17 protein-coding genes are annotated in these 20,952 nt (G+C 56.3%); 9 read left to right on the top strand and 8 right to left on the bottom strand.

The genetic code is table 11. The features are described from left to right. Window positions 1–49: 49 nt before the first annotated feature. The 5 genes from AC2FI9_RS05595 to AC2FI9_RS05575 all read left to right on the top strand — a co-directional run bounded on the left by AC2FI9_RS05595 (window position 50) and on the right by AC2FI9_RS05575 (window position 6,648). Entirely contained in the window at window positions 50–2,212 is a 2,163-nt protein-coding gene (locus tag AC2FI9_RS05595; RefSeq protein WP_496766419.1) for a serine/threonine protein kinase, read from the top strand. A 205-nt stretch (window positions 2,213–2,417) separates the two neighbouring features. Then, complete coding sequence (locus tag AC2FI9_RS05590; protein ID WP_496766417.1) at window positions 2,418–3,419, top strand: FHA domain-containing protein; 1,002 nt, start codon at window positions 2,418–2,420, stop codon at window positions 3,417–3,419. Between the two features lie 3 nt (window positions 3,420–3,422). After that, window positions 3,423–4,208, top strand: a complete 786-nt coding sequence (locus tag AC2FI9_RS05585; RefSeq protein WP_496766413.1) for a PP2C family protein-serine/threonine phosphatase — start codon at window positions 3,423–3,425, stop codon at window positions 4,206–4,208. A gap of 22 nt (window positions 4,209–4,230) precedes the next feature. Continuing rightward, the gene (locus tag AC2FI9_RS05580) at window positions 4,231–5,493 is read left to right on the top strand and encodes a type 2 periplasmic-binding domain-containing protein (RefSeq protein WP_496724718.1); all 1,263 of its coding nucleotides are present in this window, start codon (window positions 4,231–4,233) and stop codon (window positions 5,491–5,493) included. Window positions 5,494–5,538: 45 nt separating this feature from the next. Beyond that, window positions 5,539–6,648: a peptidoglycan-binding protein LysM gene (locus tag AC2FI9_RS05575; RefSeq protein WP_496766411.1), complete on the top strand. Its 1,110-nt coding sequence runs from the start codon at window positions 5,539–5,541 to the stop codon at window positions 6,646–6,648. Between the two features lie 276 nt (window positions 6,649–6,924). Here the strand turns inward: AC2FI9_RS05575 and AC2FI9_RS05570 are convergent, their stop codons facing one another. The 8 genes from AC2FI9_RS05570 to AC2FI9_RS05535 all read right to left on the bottom strand — a co-directional run bounded on the left by AC2FI9_RS05570 (window position 6,925) and on the right by AC2FI9_RS05535 (window position 16,296). Beyond that, window positions 6,925–9,138, bottom strand: a complete 2,214-nt coding sequence (locus AC2FI9_RS05570; protein ID WP_496766409.1) for an NADP-dependent isocitrate dehydrogenase — start codon at window positions 9,136–9,138, stop codon at window positions 6,925–6,927. A gap of 335 nt (window positions 9,139–9,473) precedes the next feature. After that, the gene (locus AC2FI9_RS05565) at window positions 9,474–10,022 is read right to left on the bottom strand and encodes a tetratricopeptide repeat protein (RefSeq protein ID WP_496724723.1); all 549 of its coding nucleotides are present in this window, start codon (window positions 10,020–10,022) and stop codon (window positions 9,474–9,476) included. Window positions 10,023–10,146: 124 nt separating this feature from the next. Beyond that, window positions 10,147–11,172 (bottom strand): trans-3-hydroxy-L-proline dehydratase, encoded by a 1,026-nt coding sequence (locus AC2FI9_RS05560; protein ID WP_496766406.1) that lies wholly within the window; start codon window positions 11,170–11,172, stop codon window positions 10,147–10,149. A gap of 9 nt (window positions 11,173–11,181) precedes the next feature. Continuing rightward, on the bottom strand, window positions 11,182–12,420 hold the full coding sequence (locus AC2FI9_RS05555) for an NAD(P)/FAD-dependent oxidoreductase (RefSeq protein ID WP_496766404.1): 1,239 nt from the start codon (window positions 12,418–12,420) through the stop codon (window positions 11,182–11,184). Beyond that, on the bottom strand, window positions 12,417–13,349 hold the full coding sequence (locus tag AC2FI9_RS05550) for a 4-hydroxyproline epimerase (protein ID WP_496766402.1): 933 nt from the start codon (window positions 13,347–13,349) through the stop codon (window positions 12,417–12,419). Before AC2FI9_RS05550 ends, AC2FI9_RS05555 begins: the two co-directional genes overlap by 4 nt. Then, entirely contained in the window at window positions 13,340–14,299 is a 960-nt protein-coding gene (locus AC2FI9_RS05545) for a dihydrodipicolinate synthase family protein (RefSeq protein WP_496724731.1), read from the bottom strand. The genes AC2FI9_RS05550 and AC2FI9_RS05545 overlap by 10 nt, the downstream gene beginning before the upstream one ends. A gap of 135 nt (window positions 14,300–14,434) precedes the next feature. Next, complete coding sequence (locus AC2FI9_RS05540) at window positions 14,435–15,493, bottom strand: ABC transporter ATP-binding protein (protein WP_496766392.1); 1,059 nt, start codon at window positions 15,491–15,493, stop codon at window positions 14,435–14,437. Then, window positions 15,490–16,296: an IclR family transcriptional regulator gene (locus tag AC2FI9_RS05535; RefSeq protein ID WP_496766382.1), complete on the bottom strand. Its 807-nt coding sequence runs from the start codon at window positions 16,294–16,296 to the stop codon at window positions 15,490–15,492. The genes AC2FI9_RS05540 and AC2FI9_RS05535 overlap by 4 nt, the downstream gene beginning before the upstream one ends. A gap of 150 nt (window positions 16,297–16,446) precedes the next feature. Between AC2FI9_RS05535 and AC2FI9_RS05530 the strand changes: the two genes are divergently transcribed. The 4 genes from AC2FI9_RS05530 (at window position 16,447) to AC2FI9_RS05515 (ending at window position 20,939) form a co-directional block, all read left to right on the top strand. After that, a complete protein-coding gene (locus AC2FI9_RS05530; protein ID WP_496766380.1) occupies window positions 16,447–17,706 on the top strand; it encodes an ABC transporter substrate-binding protein in 1,260 nt (419 codons plus the stop codon). Between the two features lie 96 nt (window positions 17,707–17,802). Beyond that, window positions 17,803–18,726, top strand: coding sequence for a carbohydrate ABC transporter permease (locus AC2FI9_RS05525; protein WP_496766378.1), 924 nt, complete (start codon window positions 17,803–17,805; stop codon window positions 18,724–18,726). 1 nt (window position 18,727) lies between these two features. Continuing rightward, the gene (locus tag AC2FI9_RS05520; RefSeq protein ID WP_170418690.1) at window positions 18,728–19,576 is read left to right on the top strand and encodes a carbohydrate ABC transporter permease; all 849 of its coding nucleotides are present in this window, start codon (window positions 18,728–18,730) and stop codon (window positions 19,574–19,576) included. A 22-nt stretch (window positions 19,577–19,598) separates the two neighbouring features. Beyond that, window positions 19,599–20,939 (top strand): alpha-glucosidase/alpha-galactosidase, encoded by a 1,341-nt coding sequence (locus AC2FI9_RS05515; RefSeq protein WP_496766376.1) that lies wholly within the window; start codon window positions 19,599–19,601, stop codon window positions 20,937–20,939. Window positions 20,940–20,952: the final 13 nt, after the last annotated feature.

Raw genomic sequence — 20,952 nt, 5'->3', positions numbered from 1 at the left:
GAAAGCCCAGTTAAGTAAGCCGCAAAACGATTAGAACGGGCGGAAAGAAATGAGCCACAACCAGGCCGTCGGCGCGACGCACGACGAACCGAAAATTGAAGGTCTTCAACCAGGCGCCAAGCTGTTGCGCGGGCAGTACGAGATCCTGCGCTTTATCAGCAATGGCGGATTTGGGATCACCTATCTTGCGCGGGACAGTCTGGAACGCGAAGTTGTGATCAAAGAGTGCTATCCCGGTGCCCTTTGCCGTCGTAACGGCGATATGGTTGAACCGGTCGAGCCGGACTACAAGGACGATCTGCGCGCAATCATCGACTTGTTTATCCTCGAAGCACGCAATCACGCCCGCTTGGTACACCCCAATATCGTCGACGTTCATCAGGTGTTCGAAGACAACGAGACCGCTTATATCGCGATGGATTTCATCCGTGGCTGCGATCTGCTGGACTACGTTGAAGACTCCAAAAACAAGGCTGGTCCGGACTTTATCGTTCAGGTCACTGAAAAAATGCTGTCAGCGGTGTCTTTCATACACCAAAGCGGCATGCTGCACCGCGATATTTCGCCCGACAACATCCTGATCGACGAAAACGGTGATCCGGTGCTGATCGACTTTGGCGCCGCGCGTGAACAGGCTGCGCACCAGTCCGCCGCGCTGATGACCCTGCGGGTTATCAAGGATGGCTATTCGCCGCATGAGTTTTATGTACGCGGCGCGGAACAAGGGCCAAGCAGTGACCTCTATGTTCTTGCGGCGACCCTGTATCACGCCATCAGCGGCGAACGTCCGATCGACGGTCAGACCCGCCTGAACGCATTCAACAACGGTCAGACGGACCCCTACACACCGCTGGCAGGGCGTATCGAAGGCTACCCCGATGGGTTCCTGGAAGCCATTGACAAGGCGATGGAAGTTCACGCAACGGATCGCCTGCAGACCGCATTAGATTGGCTACGCATGTTCCGCGGCCCCGGCGTGATGTTCGACAGCTTTGACTATCGGCCGGTGTCGGTGATCGTGGCGATGGACCAAAAAGACGAAGAAGAAGAGAAAGCCAGGATCAAGGCTGAAAGCGAAAACGCCGAAGCCGTTGTCACCGCATTGCTTGCCGGAAACACTGACATTGCACTGGGCAATGAGGACAAGAACGACGACGGGCTCGCTACGTTCACATCGAAGGATGAAGCTCCGGTCGCGGTGGATACAGTGGTCAAAAGCGGATCCAGTGGTGCAGGCAAAATTGTTGCGGGTGTGGCCGTGGTCGCCGCTTTGGCGGCAGGCGGGTTCTTCCTGATGTCCGGAGAGGAAACTCCGGTCGAGGACACCGCATCGACCCAAACACCCGTGGTGGCGGAACCGGCGGAAGAAACCGCCGCAGTCGAAACAACTGAGCAGGAACCGGTCGAGCAAGTGACCGCAGCCGAAGTGGAGCCGGCACCAGAACCAACTGAGCCCACGCAGGCCGAAGTCGCATCCACTCCAGAGCCTATCGAGCAAGCGCAAGAAGACCCGGTCGCCACGGAGCAGGAAGAAGCTGCGGCGACGGAAACGGCCGAAGCCGCGACCGTTGAGCCGACGCCGCTTGTTCCGGCGGAACCGGTGAACCTGGCAGAACAGCAGATCGCATTCTCTCACTGGGACGTAGACATCCCGTTTCAGACATCACGCCGCCGGGCTTCGACCGGCAACGTGATTGCGATAACCGGTGTTGACCAGGATATGGACGCGTCGATTGTGGGTGAGTGGGTCAAGCGCGGCGCCACGATCTTTACTCTGAATGGCACACCGGTGCAGGCGGATACGACTTTTGCCGCTCAGGTGTTGAACGATCTGAAGGTGGACCCGGACGGCTACATCCGCGTTTCTGCCCGGTATCGCACATTGGGTGAAACCCGCCCTCAGAACGGATTGTTGGCACTGCCCGCGATGCGCGTGCTCGGCCTGGAAAATGGCTACGTTTTCACAATTCAGAACAAAGACGGTGCGGGATGGAAAACAGTCCTGAGCTCGGTTCCACCCGAGGCGACAGGCAGCTTGCAGGAAGGGGATGTCCTGGTCGCAGAGACAAATTCGGGAACTGGCATTGATGGCTCGGACAGCCTTGATGTTTTGTTGGCCAAACTTGTTTCCGAAAACCAGCCGCAGGCCCGTTTCAGCGTTTTGCGCAGTGGGGTCGAAACGAATGCTGACATGCCCTTAGCGCAGGAGTGATCTGACCGGTTCGTGTGTGATCTGCCAGTAAGTGTTTGCTGAGGGTTGTGTCAAATTCGGCACCCCTGACGGGAACCGGCCCGTCGCGGAAGTAGAAAGTGACTTGTTATCGCAACTATCCATGCCGTTGTGCAACCGCGCACAGAGGTAAGAAGCAGCCCCATGGGACCGTTGTCCTGTGCCAAGAAATAAAGGTGTCGACACCATGTTCAAATACAAAAGCCCTCTTAGCCGGCTTCTCGAAGGTGCCGGCAAACCGAAAGAGAACGAAGCCGAGGAAGCTGTAACGCCAGAGGCGGAAAAGACCGAACCAATCGCCGATTTCAATGCCCTGCGCGAAGCGCTGGCAGGTGGCAATATGACCTCGGACAGCTACGAAGAAACCGATGAGTTGGTACCCGAAGAGAAAATGCCAGATTTCTCTGAGGAAGGCGCGCTGGACACAACTGAGGCTGAGGATGAAATCGTCGTCGCTGAAGTTATCGCAGAAGTTCAGGACGTGGCGGACGAGGCACCCGCGCCCGAAGCAGAGACCGTGTTGACGCTGCACTCGGCAGTTGAGGAAGAGGTCGAAGCGGTCACTGAAGAGGTTGTCGAGCACGAAGTAGTTCAAGTCGTGGACCCCGAGCCGGAACAGATTATCGAGGTTGTCGCTGACGAACCCGCCGCAGAACCGGTTGCAGAAACACCGGTCGCCGAAGAACCGTTGGTTGAGGTTGCACCGGTTCCGCAACCCGCGGCTGCCGAAGATCGTCGTGGTCGCGTCAAGACAACCTTCCTGGGTTTCGAACGCGCCGATACACATGTGCAGGACCTCATTGAGACAGCAGAACCTGCAGCCAAAACCGACAATGCCGAACAGTCTTTCCCGGTTGGTTGGCTGGTCATCACTGGCGGTCCGGGTCGGGGTGCAAGCGTAACGCTGACCGAGGGCTTGATGCAGATTGGACGCAATGACGATCAGGCCATTCAACTGGACTTTGGAGACACTGGTATTTCCCGCAGCAACCATGCGGTGATTGCCTATGATCCCGAGGACCGCAAATGTTACTTGGGACACGGCGGCAAGGCCAACCTGGTGCGCCTGAACGGCAAGCCGGTCCTCAGCACCGTCCCACTGTCCAGCGGGGACCTGATCCGCATCAGTGAAACCTCAATCCGCTTTGCCGCCTTCTGTGACGATGGCTTTGACTGGCGGGATTCCTGATAGATGCTGGCGACACCGGCATATGATATTGCGCTGATCCTGGACAAGGGCCAGCGTGACACGCAGGAGGACGCGGTTGCCTCGCGCATGTTCGATGCGGCGAACGCAAGCTATGTCGTCGTCGCTGACGGCATGGGCGGGCATGCGGCGGGCGAAGTCGCCTCTGACCTTGTGATCCAGGCCTGGCGTGACGCGTTAGATGCTGAGCTTGAAGGTACAACAACACCCGAGTCCGCATTGATCGACGCGTTGCCCCTGGCGGCGATGCAGGCCAATGCCTCCATCGCCCGCTATTCCGAGGAACAAGAGGCTGGATTCAACATGGGCTCGACCATGTTGGGCACTTTGTTGCTGGGCCAACGGCTGTTCTGGATTTCGATCGGCGACAGTCCACTATACTTATTCCGGGACGGAGAGCTGTCGCAGATCAACGAAGATCACTCGATGGCACCCATGATTGATGCGCAAATGGCCGAAGGCACTTTGACCGAAGCCGAAGCGCTGGCGCATCCTGACCGCAACCAACTGACTTCGGTCATCATGGGTGCTGCAATTCCAAAGGTCGATTGCCCGGAAACCCCGTTGGACCTGACACCTTCGGATGTTTTGGTTCTGGGAAGCGACGGCCTGCAATATCTCAGCAACGCAGAAATTCAGGCCATTCTTCAATCCAATGCCAGCGGGCTTGCACAAGACATAGCCGGGGCGCTGCAGGCCGCGCTGAACGCTAAGGGCGACCCGGATCAGGACAACATCTCAATCGGTGTTGTCAAACTTACAAAAAACTAAACAAGGCAAAGCAACAGGACCCATGAGAAACCATCTGATCATATCAAGCCTGGCACTTGCTGCCGCAGCGGGCACTGCCTCGGCGCAACAGGCGTGCTCAACCTACGAAATCCAACGCGGCGACAGCCTGCGAGAGCTTACGATCGAAGTGTATTCGACCGAAGACTTTCGTATCATTTACGATGCAAACCGGGACGTGATCGGCAACAACCCGAACATCATCCGGGTGGGTGACGTTCTGACCATGCCTTGTCTGGAAGAGATCGGCCGTGCCCCGGCCGCTCCGCAGACCGAAGCCGAGGCAATGGCCGCGGAAATGGCAGCCGAGCTGGTCAAGGCCGCCGAGGATCGCGCGGCGAAAGCCATCGCCGAGGCGGAAGCCCGCGTTGCCGATGCCGAAGCAGAAGCCAAAAAGGCAAGCGAAGATGCAGTGATCGCCGCAAAAGCGGCAGCCAAGGACGAGATCGAAGCCGCCCGGGCAGAAGCCGCAGCGCTGATCCGTAATGCAGATGCCGGCGAACGCCCGGAAATCCGTGACCGTCAGTTGTTGCTTATCACTGGCGGTGACTATGCGCCGTTCACCGACGAGGCACTGCCCAATCGCGGGCTCTACACCTACCTTGTCGAAACAGCGATGCTGCGTGCCGCGCCCGAACAGTCCTATAAAATCCAGTTCGTCAACGATTGGTCATCGCATCTGGACCTTCTGATGCCGACACTCGCGTTCGATGCCACCTTCCCCTGGTCGCGTCCAAACTGCGAAGAGGCCGGGGCGCTTTCTGAAAAAGATCGTGCGCGGTGTGATACATACAACTTCTCTAACCCGTTCTACGAAGTTGTGGACACGTTCTTTGCCCGCGACGGCTCGGGCTATGAGCAAACGCTGACCTATGCCGACTTCGCCGGGACAACCATCTGTCGCCCGGAAGGCTGGTCCTTGTCGCACATGGATACGGTCGGATTGTACGAACCGGCAATCTCGCTTTTGCGTCCGGTTTCACCCGATGACTGCTTTCACGCGCTTATGAACGGGACAGCCGATATCGTCGCAATCGAAGCTCATCTAGCTGTCGAGGCAATCGGCCGACTGGGTTATGAACACCGTATCATCGAGAACCCCAATCTGGCGGCAATCAAGTCGCTTAACGTCATGACCCACAAAGATAATCCGGATGGGGAAGCGATCCTTGAGACGCTCAATCAGGGTCTGGCGATCATGCAGCAATCCGGAGAGTGGCGAGACATCGTGGCAGCCGCTCTGCGTCATCAAATGGAAAACGGTTAAGGCCCCTTTTGGCCTAACTATAAGAAAAGTCTAGAGGAAGTGGACATGTTTGAAATCAACCTTAAGAAAGTTGTAATGTCGGCCACCGCCGTCACCGCTCTGAGCGCCGGCGCCGCCGCTGCGCAGGAAGCTTGTACCAACTATACCGTTGCCGATGGCGACACGATGGCAACCATCGCGATCGCAGCTTACGGCACATCGAACTATCAGCCGATCTTCAACGCGAACCGAAACGTCATCACCAACCCGAACGCGCTTGCGCCGGGCCTGGTTCTGGCCCTGCCGTGTGAAGACGGTAGCCTGCCGAACGGTCAGACCGCCCAGGAAATCATCGCGGCGGAAGAACAGCGGGCTGCGAGCGTGCAACGCTCCAGCGTTTATCAGCCGCCGATCAAGCTGGTCACCGGCAACGGTTGGGCACCTTTCGCTGATGAATCACTGAATGGTGGTGGCGCGATCACTCGTCTGGGCACAACCGCGCTGCAGCGTGGCGGCAACGCACGCGACTACTCGGTCAGCTTCGTGGATGACTGGAATTCGCACTTGGAAACACTGCTGCCGCTGGGGGCGTTCGACGTCTCGATGGCCTGGAACATGCCGGACTGCACCAACCGCACATACGAATGGTCCTGGGAAACCGAAGTGCGTTGCACTCAGTTCGACTCGTCGGTTCCGGTTTATGATATTGTCGTTGGCTTCTACACGCTGCCGGAAAGCCAGTACGCAAGCGCCACTACTTTCGATGAGCTTCAGGGTTCCACAATCTGCCGTATGGACGGCTGGTTCATCCATGACATGGAGCAGGAAGGCCTGCACAACGGCGATACCATGACGCTGATGCAGCCGATCACGGCGCGCGAATGCCTTGACGCGGTTCTGACCGGCACCGCAGATGTCGCTACTTTCGAAGTTCAATTGTTCTCGGACACCATGGTAGAAATGGGTCTGAACCAGAACGACCTGATCGAGAACCCCTTCGTCACCTCGCTGTCGTCGCTGCGCTTCATCAGCCACCGCAGCAATCCATTCGGCAAGCAGTATTTGGCGATGCTGAACAAAGGTCTGAACGAGATGCGTGAATCCGGTGAATGGTACGCCGTTGTCTCGGACACGTTGCGTGAGCACAACGAAAAGCTGATGGCAGCTTCCAACTGATAATTCGGAAATCCGAACGCCTTGGGCCGGTCTTCTGACCGGCCCTTTTTCATTTTTCGTCGGAATTTATGAGAAGTTTGGACCTTAAAACTCGAATAGTACGGGAATCCCCTAATTTCCAAGAATTGTGGATTGGTTAACATGAAATCAACTACACCGGTGAGGCTTCGGCCTGACCACTCACTCAAAAAAGGGTCGACTTTGGGGGTCGACCCTTCTTTCTATTGATCTCATCAATCCAAAAATACCCACGCCGCAAAGCGTGGGTACTGTTTATCAGCCGATGATCGCGTTCAGTGTTGCGCTGGGGCGCATTACCGCTGCGGTCTTCGCAGGATCGGTGTGGTAGTATCCACCGAGATCCGCCGCAGCACCCTGAGCGGTCGCCAATTCAGACAGGATCTTGCCTTCGTTGTCCGCCAGCTCTTTTGCAATCGGCGCAAATTCTGCTGCCAATTCAGCATCATCGGACTGCGCGGCAAGGGCTTCGGCCCAATAACGCGCGAACCAGTAGTGGCTGTCGCGGTTGTCCGGCTGTCCAACTTTACGGCTGGGCGATTTATTGTTGTCCAGGATGCCTTGCGTGGCCGCTTCGGCCGCAGCACCTAAAACACCCGCTTTGGCGTTGCCTTTGTTGTCGGCCAGGAAGTTCAGCGATTCACCCAAAGCACAGAATTCACCCATCGAGTCCCAGCGCAGGTGGTTTTCCTCGACCAATTGCTGCACGTGTTTCGGAGCGGACCCACCCGCACCAGTTTCGAACAGACCACCGCCATTCATCAGCTTTACAATCGACAGCATCTTGGCCGACGTGCCCAGTTCCAGAATCGGGAACAGGTCAGTCAGGTAGTCGCGCAAAACGTTGCCCGTGATTGCGATGCTGTCCTTACCTGCCGTGATGGTTTCCAACGACTGGCGGGTCGCCTCGCGCGGAGCCATAATCAGGAACTTGTCGGCAACCCCAGCCGCCTCAAGCGCCGGTTTGACGTATTTGATCAATTCCGCATCGTGAGCGCGGTTTGCGTCCAGCCAGAAGATCGCTTCGGATCCGGTCAGGCGCTGACGGTCCATGGCCAACTGGATCCAGTTTTCGATCGGAGCTTTCTTCACAGTGCAGGCACGCCAAATGTCGCCCTTTTCAACGTCGTGTGAATGCAGCCTTTCGCCATTGGCCAGAACGATACGGATGGTGCCGTCGGCCGGCGCTTGGAACGTCGTCGGGTGCGAACCGTATTCTTCCGCTTTTTGCGCCATCAGGCCGACGTTGGCGACAGCACCGACAGTGGCTGGGTTCAGCGCGCCATTGGCTTTGAAAAAGTTAATGCTCTCATCATAAACCGATGCATAGCAGCGGTCAGGGATCACACAGTTGGTGTCGCCCTTGGCACCGGCCTCGTCCCAGCCTTTGCCGCCTGCACGGATTACGGCAGGCATCGAGGCATCGATGATCACGTCCGACGGCACGTGCAGGTTGGTAATGCTTTTGTCACTGTCGACCATATACATGGACGGGCGATCAGCCTTGATCGCGTCAATTGCCGCCATGATTTCGGCATTGTCCTGAACACGTTCCAGCAAATCGCCCAGACCCGAGTTTGGGTTCACTCCCAATGCGTCCAGCTCTGCGCCAAATTTCTCGAACACCGGAGCCAGCCACGCTTTGACAGCATAGCCAAAGATGATTGGGTCCGAGACCTTCATCATCGTGGCTTTCATGTGCAGCGAGAACATCGTTCCGTCTTTCTTTGTGTCCTCAATCGCATCTGTCAGGAAGGATGACAGCGCCTTGACGGACATGAATGTGGCGTCTGCAACGGTGCCCTCGGCCAGTGGCCAGGCGTCTTTCAGGACAGTGACGCTGCCGTCTTTGCCGACAAATTCGATCTTGGCATCACCGGCCTGAGCGGCGGTAATGGTGGCGGACTTCTCGTTGGCATAGAAATCATTGCCAGACATCGACGACACTTTGGTTTTGCTGTCCGACGCCCACTCCCCCATCGAATGCGGGTTCTTCTGAGCATAGTTCTTCACCGCACGCGCCGCGCGACGATCCGAGTTACCTTCGCGCAGAACCGGGTTCACGGCCGAGCCCTTGATAGCGTCGTAACGCGCACGGATCGCCTTTTCCTCATCGGTCGACGGCTCTTCGGGGTAGCTCGGGATGTCATAGCCTTGTGACTGGAGTTCCTCGACGGCCGCCACCAGTTGCGGGACCGATGCCGAGATGTTTGGCAGTTTGATCACGTTGGCGTCCGGCGTTTTCACCAGCTCGCCTAATGCGGCCAAATCGTCGGTGATGCGCTGTGCATCAGTCAGTTTATCCGGAAAGGTCGAGAGAATACGACCGACCAATGAAATATCCTTGGTGCCAACACTGACACCTGCGGCACTAGCAAACTTGCGAATGATGGGCAGAAACGAGGCGCTGGCCAGTTCGGGCGCTTCGTCTACAATGGTATACAATATGTCGAAGTTCGAGTTATCTGCCATATTCTTTTACCTTTTTTAAACCTTTCGGGGCGTGCGATCCAAGAGTGTTCCACTTTTGCGTGGCGTAGGGGGGGGCGCGTTTCTCCTACCGCCCCGACGGTGACTCTGATTTGACAGGGCCTCCCATAAATCAGGAAGGGCCTGGGATCAATCATCTAAAGCGCGCGCATATTGCCACGGGTAGTCAGATTTACGGATTGGACCATGGGTATAACTATTGATCAGTAAGTTTGCGGGTAGTTATTGATACAGCTTTTTTGCCGGTCCAAAACGCCTTGAACCCGCCTTCGTTTGCAATTTGGTTCACGTGATCTTCAATTGCGGTGTCCAAATGCTCAACAGAACCAGCGTCCGCCTCGCGTGGAACCGAGGTTCCCGCTCCCCGCATGACTCGGGTCGAGATCCAGAACCTTCTCAAAACCATGAATAGCGGCAGATGTGTTTCCTTGATCCCTGTCGAACTGGGCCTTGTGAAACAATGCCTCAGTGCTGCTTGGTGCAAGCGACAGAGCTTTTTCATACGCTGTTTCAGCAGATTGGACATCGCCCGTCGCGTGATAGGCAATAGCACGCCACAAAGTTGAATGTGGGTCGTCGAGAGCGAGAGCCAAAGCACTGCTATAGTCCGAAATTGCTTTTTCGTACTGTTTGCCGCTGTAGTACGCCCAACCACGAGATCTCAGCAGCGTGCTCCGGTTTTTTGGGGTAACATCCACGCCATTCATCAAAGTTGTGCAGGCCGCAACCACATTTGCCATGCCGCCTTTGTTGCCAAGGCATGACTGGGCCAGCTGCGTGTAGTTTGGTCCAGATTTTGATGGTGAATTGAAGGACAGCAACAACGTGGCGATCACAATAGCCAGGGCGGCAAGACGAATGTGCATTACACCTCCAATCTGTTCAAATCACTCACCTTAAAGTGGCAATCCAGAACCTATACTCAAGGAAACGGGTCGCCAAATTTGCGTAATGAAACGGAAAAGACACAAGCGCAATCGCAGAAGTTGATCAAACGCCCCAAGTGTCACTCAACCGATACCCACCCGGCCAGGGGTCGTCTGGATCAAGCATGTGCTGATGGGTTCCGGTGATCCATCCGCGCCCGCTGATTTCTGGAATGATAGCGGGTTGGGCACCAACTTGCGTTTCCCGAACAATCCGCCCGGTAAAGCGCGAGCCGATGACCGAAACAGCTTCGAAGGTTTGCCCGACCGTCATCTGCCCTTTGGCCGCCATTAGCGCCATACGCGCAGATACCGCTGTGCCAGTGGGCGAGCGGTCCACCTTTCCGGGCTGAATGGCAACGGCAGATTTACCGCGCCAACCAGTCGGGGTCTTTTCAAGCGGGCCACAAAAAGCGCAAAAGGAAATGTGGGTCCAATCCGGGTTCTCAGGATGCGAGAACCCCAATTGGGCATTGGCGGCATTCGTAATTTTAACGCCGGTCCGGGCGATTTCACGCGCTTCGTCTTGGGTTATGTCAAACCCCAGCTTGGCGGCATCTACAACCACGAAACTGTCGCCTCCAAAAGCCGTATCAACAGTCAGCGTGCCCAAACCCGGAACCTCTAACGGGACAGAGAGCTTACCCGCAAAACTGGGGAGGTTCTGCACGTGGATCCGTTCTGCCTTACCGCCCCGGCATTCAGCGCGCACGCGAACCAGGCCTCCGGGCGCTTCAAGCGTCAGAATTGTCTCGGGTTCTTGCATTGCTATGATCCCGCTATCCAGCAATACCGTCGCAACACAGATTGAGTTTGAGCCGGACATGGGTGGAGTGTCCTCGGGCTCCATAATGATAAAGGCGGCATCGGCATCCGGATGTTTGGGCGGAACCAGAAGATTGACATGACGAAACACACCGCCTCGCGGTTCGTTCAGTACGAAATTTCGTAACGTTTGATTGTTGGCGATATGCGTCCGTTGCTCCCAGATCGTGTCACCGGGCGGCGGAGAGACCCCGCCAACGATGACGTCGCCGACCTCGCCTTCGGCATGGGCCGACACAACATGAATGGTCTTAATGCTGCGCATATCCCCTCCTTAAAATCGGGTGGCGGCGTAAGGCGACAATGATATTGGTGGGTCTTGCCCATCGACCAGCGCCCCGACGAGTTCCGCAGTTCCCGCAGATTGGGTCAGGCCCAAATGCCCGTGCCCGAATGCGTAAACGACATCCGCCGATTTACGAGACGGGCCGATCACCGGAATGCTGTCCGGCAACGATGGACGATACCCCATCCATTGCGTGCCACTTTCGGTTTTTAGTCCAGGCAGGAACGCCGCCGCCTTTTCCAACAAAATATCGGCGCGCTTGTAGTTTGGTGGTAAGGTTAACCCGCCCAGTTCGACGGCCCCCCCTACACGCACGCCACCATTTATTTTGCTGGCAACAAAGCCGTGGCGCGAGAATGTTAGGTGCATACGCAAATCAAATGCGCCTTCCGGCAAAGTCGTATTGTATCCACGCTCGGTTTCCAGTGGAATGCGATCGCCCAATGTTTGCACTATGTGGTGAGACCAGGCACCTGCGGCAACCACCACCTTGCTCGCTTCAATTGTTCCGTCCGCGCATGATACGCGCACACCATTTTCCTGCGGTAACAGGGTTCGGATATTTTTCCGTTCGAACCGACCGCCTCGACCCTGAAAGACCTCAGCAAGGTGTTCGACCCATCGCTTCGGATCAACAGTGTTCAGCCAGTTCGGTGTAAACCCCGCATGGGTGAACCGAGGGCTGAGGCCCGGCTGCATCTCAGCAATCGCGGCCGGGCTTTCAAGCAGTTCAAATTCGATCCCGTGTTCGCGGCGCAAGTTCCATGTCGGCAAACTGGCGCGATATTCAGCCTCGCCTTCATACAACTGCATCTGCCCATCGCGTTGCAACAAGTATTCGGCGTCGACGTTTGGTATCAGCTGTTCAAGCGTAGTTTTGGATAACGCCATCAAACTGGCTTGTGCGCCAAGTAAGTTTTCATAGCGATCCGGTCGACTGGCCCGCCAAAACCGGTACATCCACGGTGCAATTTTCAAGGCGTAGGCCGGCGGGATAGACAGTGGGCCCAACGGATCCAACAACCACTTTGGAGCTTTTCGCATGATGCCGGGCGTGGCTAGTGGTTCGACCTCAGAAAAGGCAAAGGCACCGGCGTTGCCGGCTGATGTTTCGGCCGCGACGCCCTTACGGTCCAATACAAGGACGGAATGGCCGCGTCGTTGCAGTTCGAGCGCGGTCGTAATCCCAATTACTCCGGCACCGATGACAACGACTTGTGGGGTCATGTTTCGATCCCGGCTTTGAAAGGATCGTGTTCGTCGAACAACAACGTGGCCTCAGCCATGATAAAGGCCTGCCCGGTGATCGAGGGGATAACACCCCCGTTTGGCCCGGGCTGGTAAGACAATTGATAGGAACTGCCAATCACGCTTTGCTGGATGATCTCCTGACTCGGCGCCAAACGGCCGTCGGCCGCCAGACAGGCCAGCCGAGCCGAACTGCCCGTTCCACATGGTGAGCGGTCGTAATTGTCATCGGGGCACAGAACGAAATTGCGACTGTGTACCGCCGGGTCCGGTGAAGATTCCTGTAAGATGACATGGTCAATCGGTTCGCCATTTTCTCCACCAGCCCCTTGCGCGATCGAGGCTTCGCGGATGGCGATCGACATGTCCGTTAGGTTACGAATGTTCACGGGCTCGACCGGGATCGGGCTGGGGTCAACGATGAAGAACCAGTTGCCGCCATATGCAACGTCGCCTGTGACATGGCCATAGCCCGCGACATCCAGGGTAATGTCCTGATGAACCCTGCGGCTTTCAATGTTGGTCACGGTAACGGTGTTTGCATCGTGCAACTTGACCGTCACTACACCAGCGGGCGTTTCGATCCGGTGTTGGCCTACGTCGATTCGTCCCAGATGAGCCAATGTGACCGCCAAACCGATGGTTCCGTGCCCACACATGCCCAAAACGGCGTCGACATCGAAATAGATCACACCGGTCACGCATGTCGGATCAACCGGCTCGACCAGTAACGCAGCGACCATGGCTGGCTGACCGCGCGGCTCTAACATGACCGAGCGATAGAACGCCTCATGTTCGGTCGCCAGGCGACTTGCCCGCTCAGTCAAAGACCCGGATCCAAGTCCCGGCGCGCCATCCAGAATGACGCGCGTTGGTTCACCGCCAGTGTGACTGTCGATCACATGCATTCAGCGATCACCCCACCCTGCCTCGACCAATCGGCGAACCATGTTTGGAACAGATCATATTGCTGCTCGCAATAATTACGCTGTGCATCGGTCAGTTCATCCGTTTCGTTAAAGTGCAGGCGGTATTCCTGCTCCCCGTTCAGGACCAGCAAGTGCTTGTAGTAGAGCACCAAATCCGGGCCTTCGTCAAAGCTGGAAAGCACTTGAATCGCCTCTGTGAGTTCCTGCGCACGTTGGCGGGCCTCGGCATGGCCTTGCGCCGCCTTTTTGGACAGGGCGGCCAGCAGCAATGCTTCGCGCGGCAAGGCTGTGCCTATTCCCGTGATCGATCCGGTTGCACCGCAATTTACGATACCGTGGTAAACCTCGGTATCAACACCAACCATTAGGGTGACCTGATCATCCTGACTGGTGATGTTTTCAGCCGCATAGCGCAGGTCGTCTTTGCCACCGAACTCCTTGAATCCGATCAGGTTTGAATGTTCCGCGCGCAGAGCAAAGAACAGATCGGCCCGCGTAGCAAAGCCATAATACGGACTGTTGTAAATGATTGCCGGAACATCGGGGGCGGCTGTCAAGATCGCTTTGAAGTGGTTCTTCTGTGCGGTAGGTGAACTGCCGCGAGACAGAACGCGTGGAATGACCATCAGGCCAACGGCGCCTACCTTTTGCGCATGGGCTGCATGGGCTACGGCGGACTTGGTGTTGATGGCGCCGGTCCCGACCACAACGGGCAAACCCCCATCGACCAAACGCTCGACGCCTTCCATCCGCTGCGCATCTGTCAACAAGGGCCAATCCCCCATCGAACCGCAGTAGACCACCGCGGACATACCCGCCCCGATCATCTGCTTTCCTTTGTGCACCAAGGCATCAAAGTCAGGCGTCCGGTCGGGTTTGCATGGTGTCATCAGAGCGGGCATCGTGCCGGTGAACACATTGGTCGACATTGGTAAATTCCTCGATGGCTGGGCGGTTACACACGCTTTTGGAATCGCCATAACGGATATTGGATACAAAATCCAGAAAAATTGAAAACGCGCCGGATCGATGATCGGGCGCGCTCAAATTACAAAATGGATTTTTCAGCGAAGGCGGTGACCTGTTTCGGGATCAAATAGCATCGCGCGTTCCGGCCGCACTGACAGCCCGATGCGCTCACCTTGCTTGCTGCGCTGATCTTCTCGTTCCTCGACAATCAACTTATCGCCATTGGGCGTCAGCAAATACGTATAGCTCACGCCGCCAAGCGCTTCGGTCAGATCAACCGTGCAAGTGTCGCCTGCCCGGTCCACTGTGATGTGCTCCGGACGTATACCAAGAGTCACTTTGTTCATCCCAGCCGGTACGTTTACAGGCACATCCAACGGTTCACTAAGGGCCGGGTGCGAGACCTTCCCATCGACAATATCGCAGTCAAGGAAGTTCATTGCAGGCGATCCGATGAACCCCGCTACAAACCGATTGTCCGGGTCCCGATACAAGTCCATTGGCGCGCCGACCTGCTCGATCCGGCCATCGCGCAGCACCACTATCTTGTCGGCCATTGTCATCGCTTCGACCTGATCGTGGGTCACGTAGATCATGGTCGCGCCAATTTCATTGTGCAGTCGCGCGATCTCGACCCGCATTTCTACGCGCAGCTCCGCATCAAGGTTGGACAGAGGTTCGTCGAACAAAAACACCTCGGGCCCCCGCACGATGGCACGCCCGATGGCGACACGCTGGCGTTGCCCGCCGGACAAGGCCTTGGGTTTGCGCTTAAGGTATTGATCCAACTTGAGGATATTCGAGGCGTCTTGCACTTTCTTGTTGATCTCGGACTTGGGTACACCATTCATGCGCAATCCAAAGCCCATGTTCTCGGCCACGGTCATGTGCGGATAAAGGGCATAGGTCTGGAACACCATGGCCACGCCGCGCTTGGCCGGGTCCATATGGGTCACGTCGCGAGCGCCGATATGGACTTGCCCTTCGGTCGTTTCCTCAAGGCCCGCTATCATCCGCAGCAAAGTGGATTTACCACAACCCGAAGGGCCGACGAAGACACAGAACTCTCCATCTTCGATCTCCAGATCAATGCCGTGAATAACCTGCGTCTCGCCATACCGCTTGATCGCCTGGTTCAGAGTCACACCTGTCATGTCGCTTGCATCCTGTCTGTTTCGGCGCTCGGGCGGGTCTCGGGGAACCGCCAGGCCTGTGCTTCGGCTCCGATTTGTTCGGCCACACGGCGAACACGGGGAACCCAGGTTTCCAATTGGTCGAAATTCATCCGTTCGGTCGATCCGGTCACGGAAATCGCCCCCAACATCCGCCCGCCCGAGGTGAGGATTGGACAGGCAATGCAGATGATGCCGGGCTCATGCTCTTCGTCATCGACGGCATAGCCACGACTGCGGATCAGGTCGAGATCGGCGCGCAACGCCGCCTCGGATGTCAGTGTTTTGTCGGTAAAGCCGTGGTAGCTTTGCTGAGACGCGGCGCGGTCCAGCGCGGCCTCATCCAGAAACGCCATCATGGCTTTACCCACGCCTGTGCAATAGGCCGGACCGACCTTGCCAGCCTGCGAATACATCTCAATCGGCTGGGCTGCGTTGCGTTTATCCACGTACAGCACCTGATTTGAATCAAGCTGTGCCAAATGCACCGTTTCCCCGGTTTCCCGGCTCAATGCATCCAGAAACGGTCGCGCAATCGGCGCGAGCGAGCTTTGTGTCCACGCTGCATGAGCCAGCCGAACCAATCGCAAACCAGGCGTATATGTCTGTCGGTCCGGATCATACGACAGCATTCCCTGATTGGTCAGCGTTTGCAGGAACCGATACAGGGTCGCCTTGGGGAAATTGCTGCTTTCCAACAGCTCTGCGAATCGAACCGGGCGCGCGAACGCAGCCACCTGATCCAGCACATCACATGCTTTTCCTATTGTTCCGTCACCAGCCACGGATGCCTGTTCTCCTCCAATTAACCCATCGCAATCGGCACGAGGGTCTTGACAAGACTAACCGAGTTGATGTGTAGTTTTCAATATATAAAACACAGTTTCATTATTTGGAACTGCAAAAGTATAAAATGGAAGCTAAGGGAGGAAACCATGCATTCCATGTACAAGCGCACTGCCGCCGCTTTGGCAGCCAGTGTCGCACTTGCCGCACCTGTCGCCGCCGAACTGACCGGCGAGCTGCGAATCTTTCTCGATACCTCCAACCCGGCGCCACGCGCGACGATGGAGGCAATGATCGACCGTTTTGCGGAACAGCATCCGGGACTGGAGATCGAAACCACGGTAATCGACCGGGAGGCGTACAAGACCCAGATCCGCAACTTCCTGACTGCGGATACGCCGGACGTGGCGACGTGGTATGCGGCAAACCGCATGAAGCCCTACGTCGAGGCAGGCCTGTTCGAAGATGTATCGGACTTGTGGGCCGAACCTGAGATCGCCGAAAATCTGGCCTCGACCAAAGGTGCGATGACCATCGACGGCAAGCAGTGGGGTGTACCCTACACCTATTACCAGTGGGGTGTTTACTATCGCAAAGACATCTTTGACGAGCTGGGCCTGACCGAGCCAACGACTTGGGAAGAAGAGCTGGCGAACTGCCAGAAGATCGTCGATTCCGGTCGCGCCTGCTATACGATCGGCACCAAGTTCCTGTGGACCGCTGGCGGTTGGTTCGACTACCTAAACATGCGCACCAACGGGTTCGACTTCCACAACCAGCTCGCCAATGGCGAAATCAGCTGGGAAGACGACCGGGTCAAGCAGACCTTCGCCAACTGGAAACAGCTGATCGACATGGGCGCGTTCGTCGACAACCATCAGACGTACAGCTGGCAAGAGGCCTTGCCCTTCATGGTGAACGGCGAAGCCGCCGCCTATTTGATGGGTAACTTTGCCGTTGCGCCTCTGCGCGAAGCGGGACTGACCGACGACCAATTGGACTTCTATCAGTTCGTTTCTATCAACCCGGATGTAGAATTGGCGGAAGATGCGCCAACTGATACCTTCCACATCCCGGCCAACGCATCGAATAAAGAAGCTGCACGTGAGTTCCTGCGCTTTGCCGTTTCCGCGGATGAGCAAACTCAGATCAACAACGGCGCAAACCTGGGACAGCTGCCTGTGAATGCCCAATCGTCTGTTGATGACGACAAGTTCCTGCAGCAAGGCTTTGAGATGCTGTCCGCCAACAGCCCCGGTGGCGTGGCCCAGTTCTGGGACCGTGATGCACCTGCGGAAATGGCAAAAGTGTCGATGGAAGGCTTCCAGGAATTCATGGTCAAGCCGGATAATGCCGACCGTATCCTGTCCAAACTGGAACGCGCACGTCAGCGTATCTACGAGAACTAAACCGGTCTGGCCGGGCTTCTGCCCGGCCTGCACCACTTCGTGCGTAAGGCGGGTGCATACCCGACTTACACCTTTGACCTAAATCCGAGTGAGCACATGTCAGCCGTCGATGTCCCCGAACAGGAAAGCTGGTTCCACAGAAATCAACAGCGCATAGCGCCGTGGCTATTTTTGGCCCCGGGTCTGCTGTTCTTCATGGTCTATGTGATCATTCCGGTGTTCCAATCCTTCAATCTGTCTTTGTACGAATGGGATGGGCTCGGCGCAGCGGAGTATGTAGGCGTTCGCAACTACGAAGACCTGTATTGGGAATTTGTTGATCGTGACGCGTTCTATATTTCACTGAAGAACAACCTGATCTGGTTGATCATGTACCTGTTGGCGATCCCTGCGGGTCTGTTCATTGCTCTGTTCCTTAATCAAACCGTCTGGGGTATTCGGCTCTATAAGTCACTGTTTTTCTTCCCCTTTGTCATCTCTCAGGTCGTCGTCGGACTCGTTTTTACGTGGTTCTATGATCCGACTTTCGGCCTGTTGAACGAATTCCTGGGCTTCTTCGGCTTCGGCCCGCTGAATGTTCTGGGGGATGAGCGTTTCGTCACCTACGGCATCATCTTTGCCGGTCTCTGGCCGCAAACGGCCTATTGCATGATCCTGTATCTCACAGGCCTGAACGCTGTGGATCCTGAACAGATCGAGGCCGGACGTCTGGACGGTGCAAAAGGCGGGCGGATGCTGTGGCATATCATCCTGCCTCAACTACGCCCCGCCACCTTCATTGCTTTCGTTGTCACCATCATCGGCGCGCTTCGGTCATTCGACTTGATCTCGATCATGACCCAGGGTGGCCCGTTCGGTTCGTCCCGTGTGCTTGCCTATTACATGTTCGAAGTCGCGCTGTCAGAATACGGCTTCCGCATGGGATATGGCGCCGCCATCGCGGTGATCCTGTTCCTGATCATGCTGTGCTTCATCGCCTATTTCCTGTGGTCGATGTATCGCGAAGAAAGGGGGCACTAAGATGTTTCCCAAACCCATCGAAAAACAACCCCGCGGGGCACAGATCACCTACCAGGCGATGCTGCCGCTGGCTCTGCTGCTGTGGCTCGGTCCCCTACTGGCGGTGGCGTTGTTCTCGGTCAAACCGGCCGCCGACTTTACCAACGCAAACTACTGGGGAATGCCGTCCAGTTTTGAGGGCGCCTATAACTATGGGCAGGTATTTTTCAACTCGGACATGCCGCGCTATCTGTTGAACTCGTTCCTAATCACCGTTCCAACTGTGATCGGGGCCGTAGCACTTAGCTGTATGACCGGGTTCGCACTGGGGATCTACAAATTCCGCTCAAACCTCTGGATCTTCTTCATGTTTGTTGCGGGCAACTTTGTACCGTTCCAGATCCTGATGGTCCCTGTACGCGACCTGACCCTGGAATTGGGTCTCTACAACACCAAAACAGGCCTCGTCTTGTTCCACATCGCATTCCAGACGGGTTTCTGTACCCTGTTTATGCGAAACTTTATCCGCGCCCTGCCCTTCGAGTTGATTGAGGCCGCGCGCGTCGAGGGCATCAGCGAATGGCGTATTTTCTGGTACGTTGTCTTGCCGTTAATGAAGCCAGCGATTGCTGCGCTCAGCGTGTTGATCTTTACCTTTATCTGGAACGATTATTTCTGGGCCGTGGTTTTGACTCAGGGCGCGGAAAGCCAGCCCGTGACGGCCGGGATCACCAGTTTCAACGCCCAGTTTCGGGCTGCCTATCAATTGATGAGTGCCGGTTCCATCGTCGCGGCGTTGCCGCCGGTGGCCATGTTTTTCCTCATGCAGAAACACTTCATCGCGGGTTTGACCCTCGGTGCCGTAAAATAACGTCAAACCAAAGGTTTGCCACATGACAAAGATCACCTTTATCGGGGCAGGTTCCACGATATTCATGCAGAATATCGTGGGCGACGCCCTGTTGACCCCCGCATTGGCCGACAGCCACTTTGCTCTGATGGACATCGATACAATGCGTCTTGCAGAAAGCGAGGCCGTCACAAAGGCGATGATCCGCTCTGTCGGAACCGGGGCGACCGTTTCCACCCATACCGACCGGCGCGCCGCGCTGGAGGGTGCCGATTTCGTCATCACCGCTTTTCAGATCGGCGGCTATAAGCCCTGCACGGTCACGGATTTCGAGATTCCCAAACAATACGGTCTACGCCAGACCATCGCCGACACGCTTGGCGTCGGAGGCATTATGCGCGGTCTGCGCACGGTTCCTGTGTTATGGGATGTCGCACAAGACATGATGCAGCTCTGCCCAAACGCGACGCTGCTTCAATATGTAAATCCGATGGCAATCAACACATGGGCTCTGGCTGAGCGTTTTCCGACGCTGAAGCATGTCGGCTTGTGCCATTCGGTCCAGAATACGGTCGAGGAACTGGCGCACGATCTGGACCTGCCCAAGGACGAATTCCGCTACAAAGTGGCAGGCGTGAACCACGTCGCTTTTTTCTTGAGGCTGGAGCATGACGGGCGCGATCTCTACCCTGCATTGCGGCAAGGGTATGCCAGCGGACAAATACCAAAACCACCACTGTTGATGCCACGTTGCGCCAACAAAGTGCGGTACGAAGTGATGGATCATCTGGGCTACTTTTGCACGGAAAGTTCCGAACACCTGGCGGAATACGTCCCGTGGTTCATCAAAGACGGCCGACGGGACCTGATTGAGCAGTTCAGTATCCCTCTAGATGAATACCCAACCCGCTGCGAAGAACAGATCGCCAGTTGGAAAGAACAGGCAAAGACCCTGACTGACGGGCGTGATATTGAAGTGATCCGAAGCCATGAGTTCGCCGCTGACCTGATGAATGCGATCGTGACTGATACGCCCTACGTGGCGTATGGGAACCTGCCCAATACTGGACAGATCCCTCAACTCCCCCTTGGCGCGGCTGTCGAAACACCTTGCCTTGTCGACACTAACGGTGTCCAACCTTCGGTCGTCACCGACATTCCACCGCAGCTGATCGCGTTAATGCGCAGCCAGATCAACGTGCAGGAACTGACTGTACGGGCATTGGTTGAGCAGAACCCCGAACACATTTATCACGCCGCCATGATGGACCCACATACGGCCGCTGAACTGGACCTGCGTCAGATCCGCAGTTTGGTTAGTGACCTGTTGGTGGCACATGCCGATTGGTTGCCAGACTGGTGCAAACCCGCCAAGGCGGCCTGATCCCAATTTTAGA

The organism is Ruegeria sp. CDSA246, from assembly GCF_059611225.1.
This window is presented reverse-complemented; position numbering and strand designations above follow the sequence as displayed.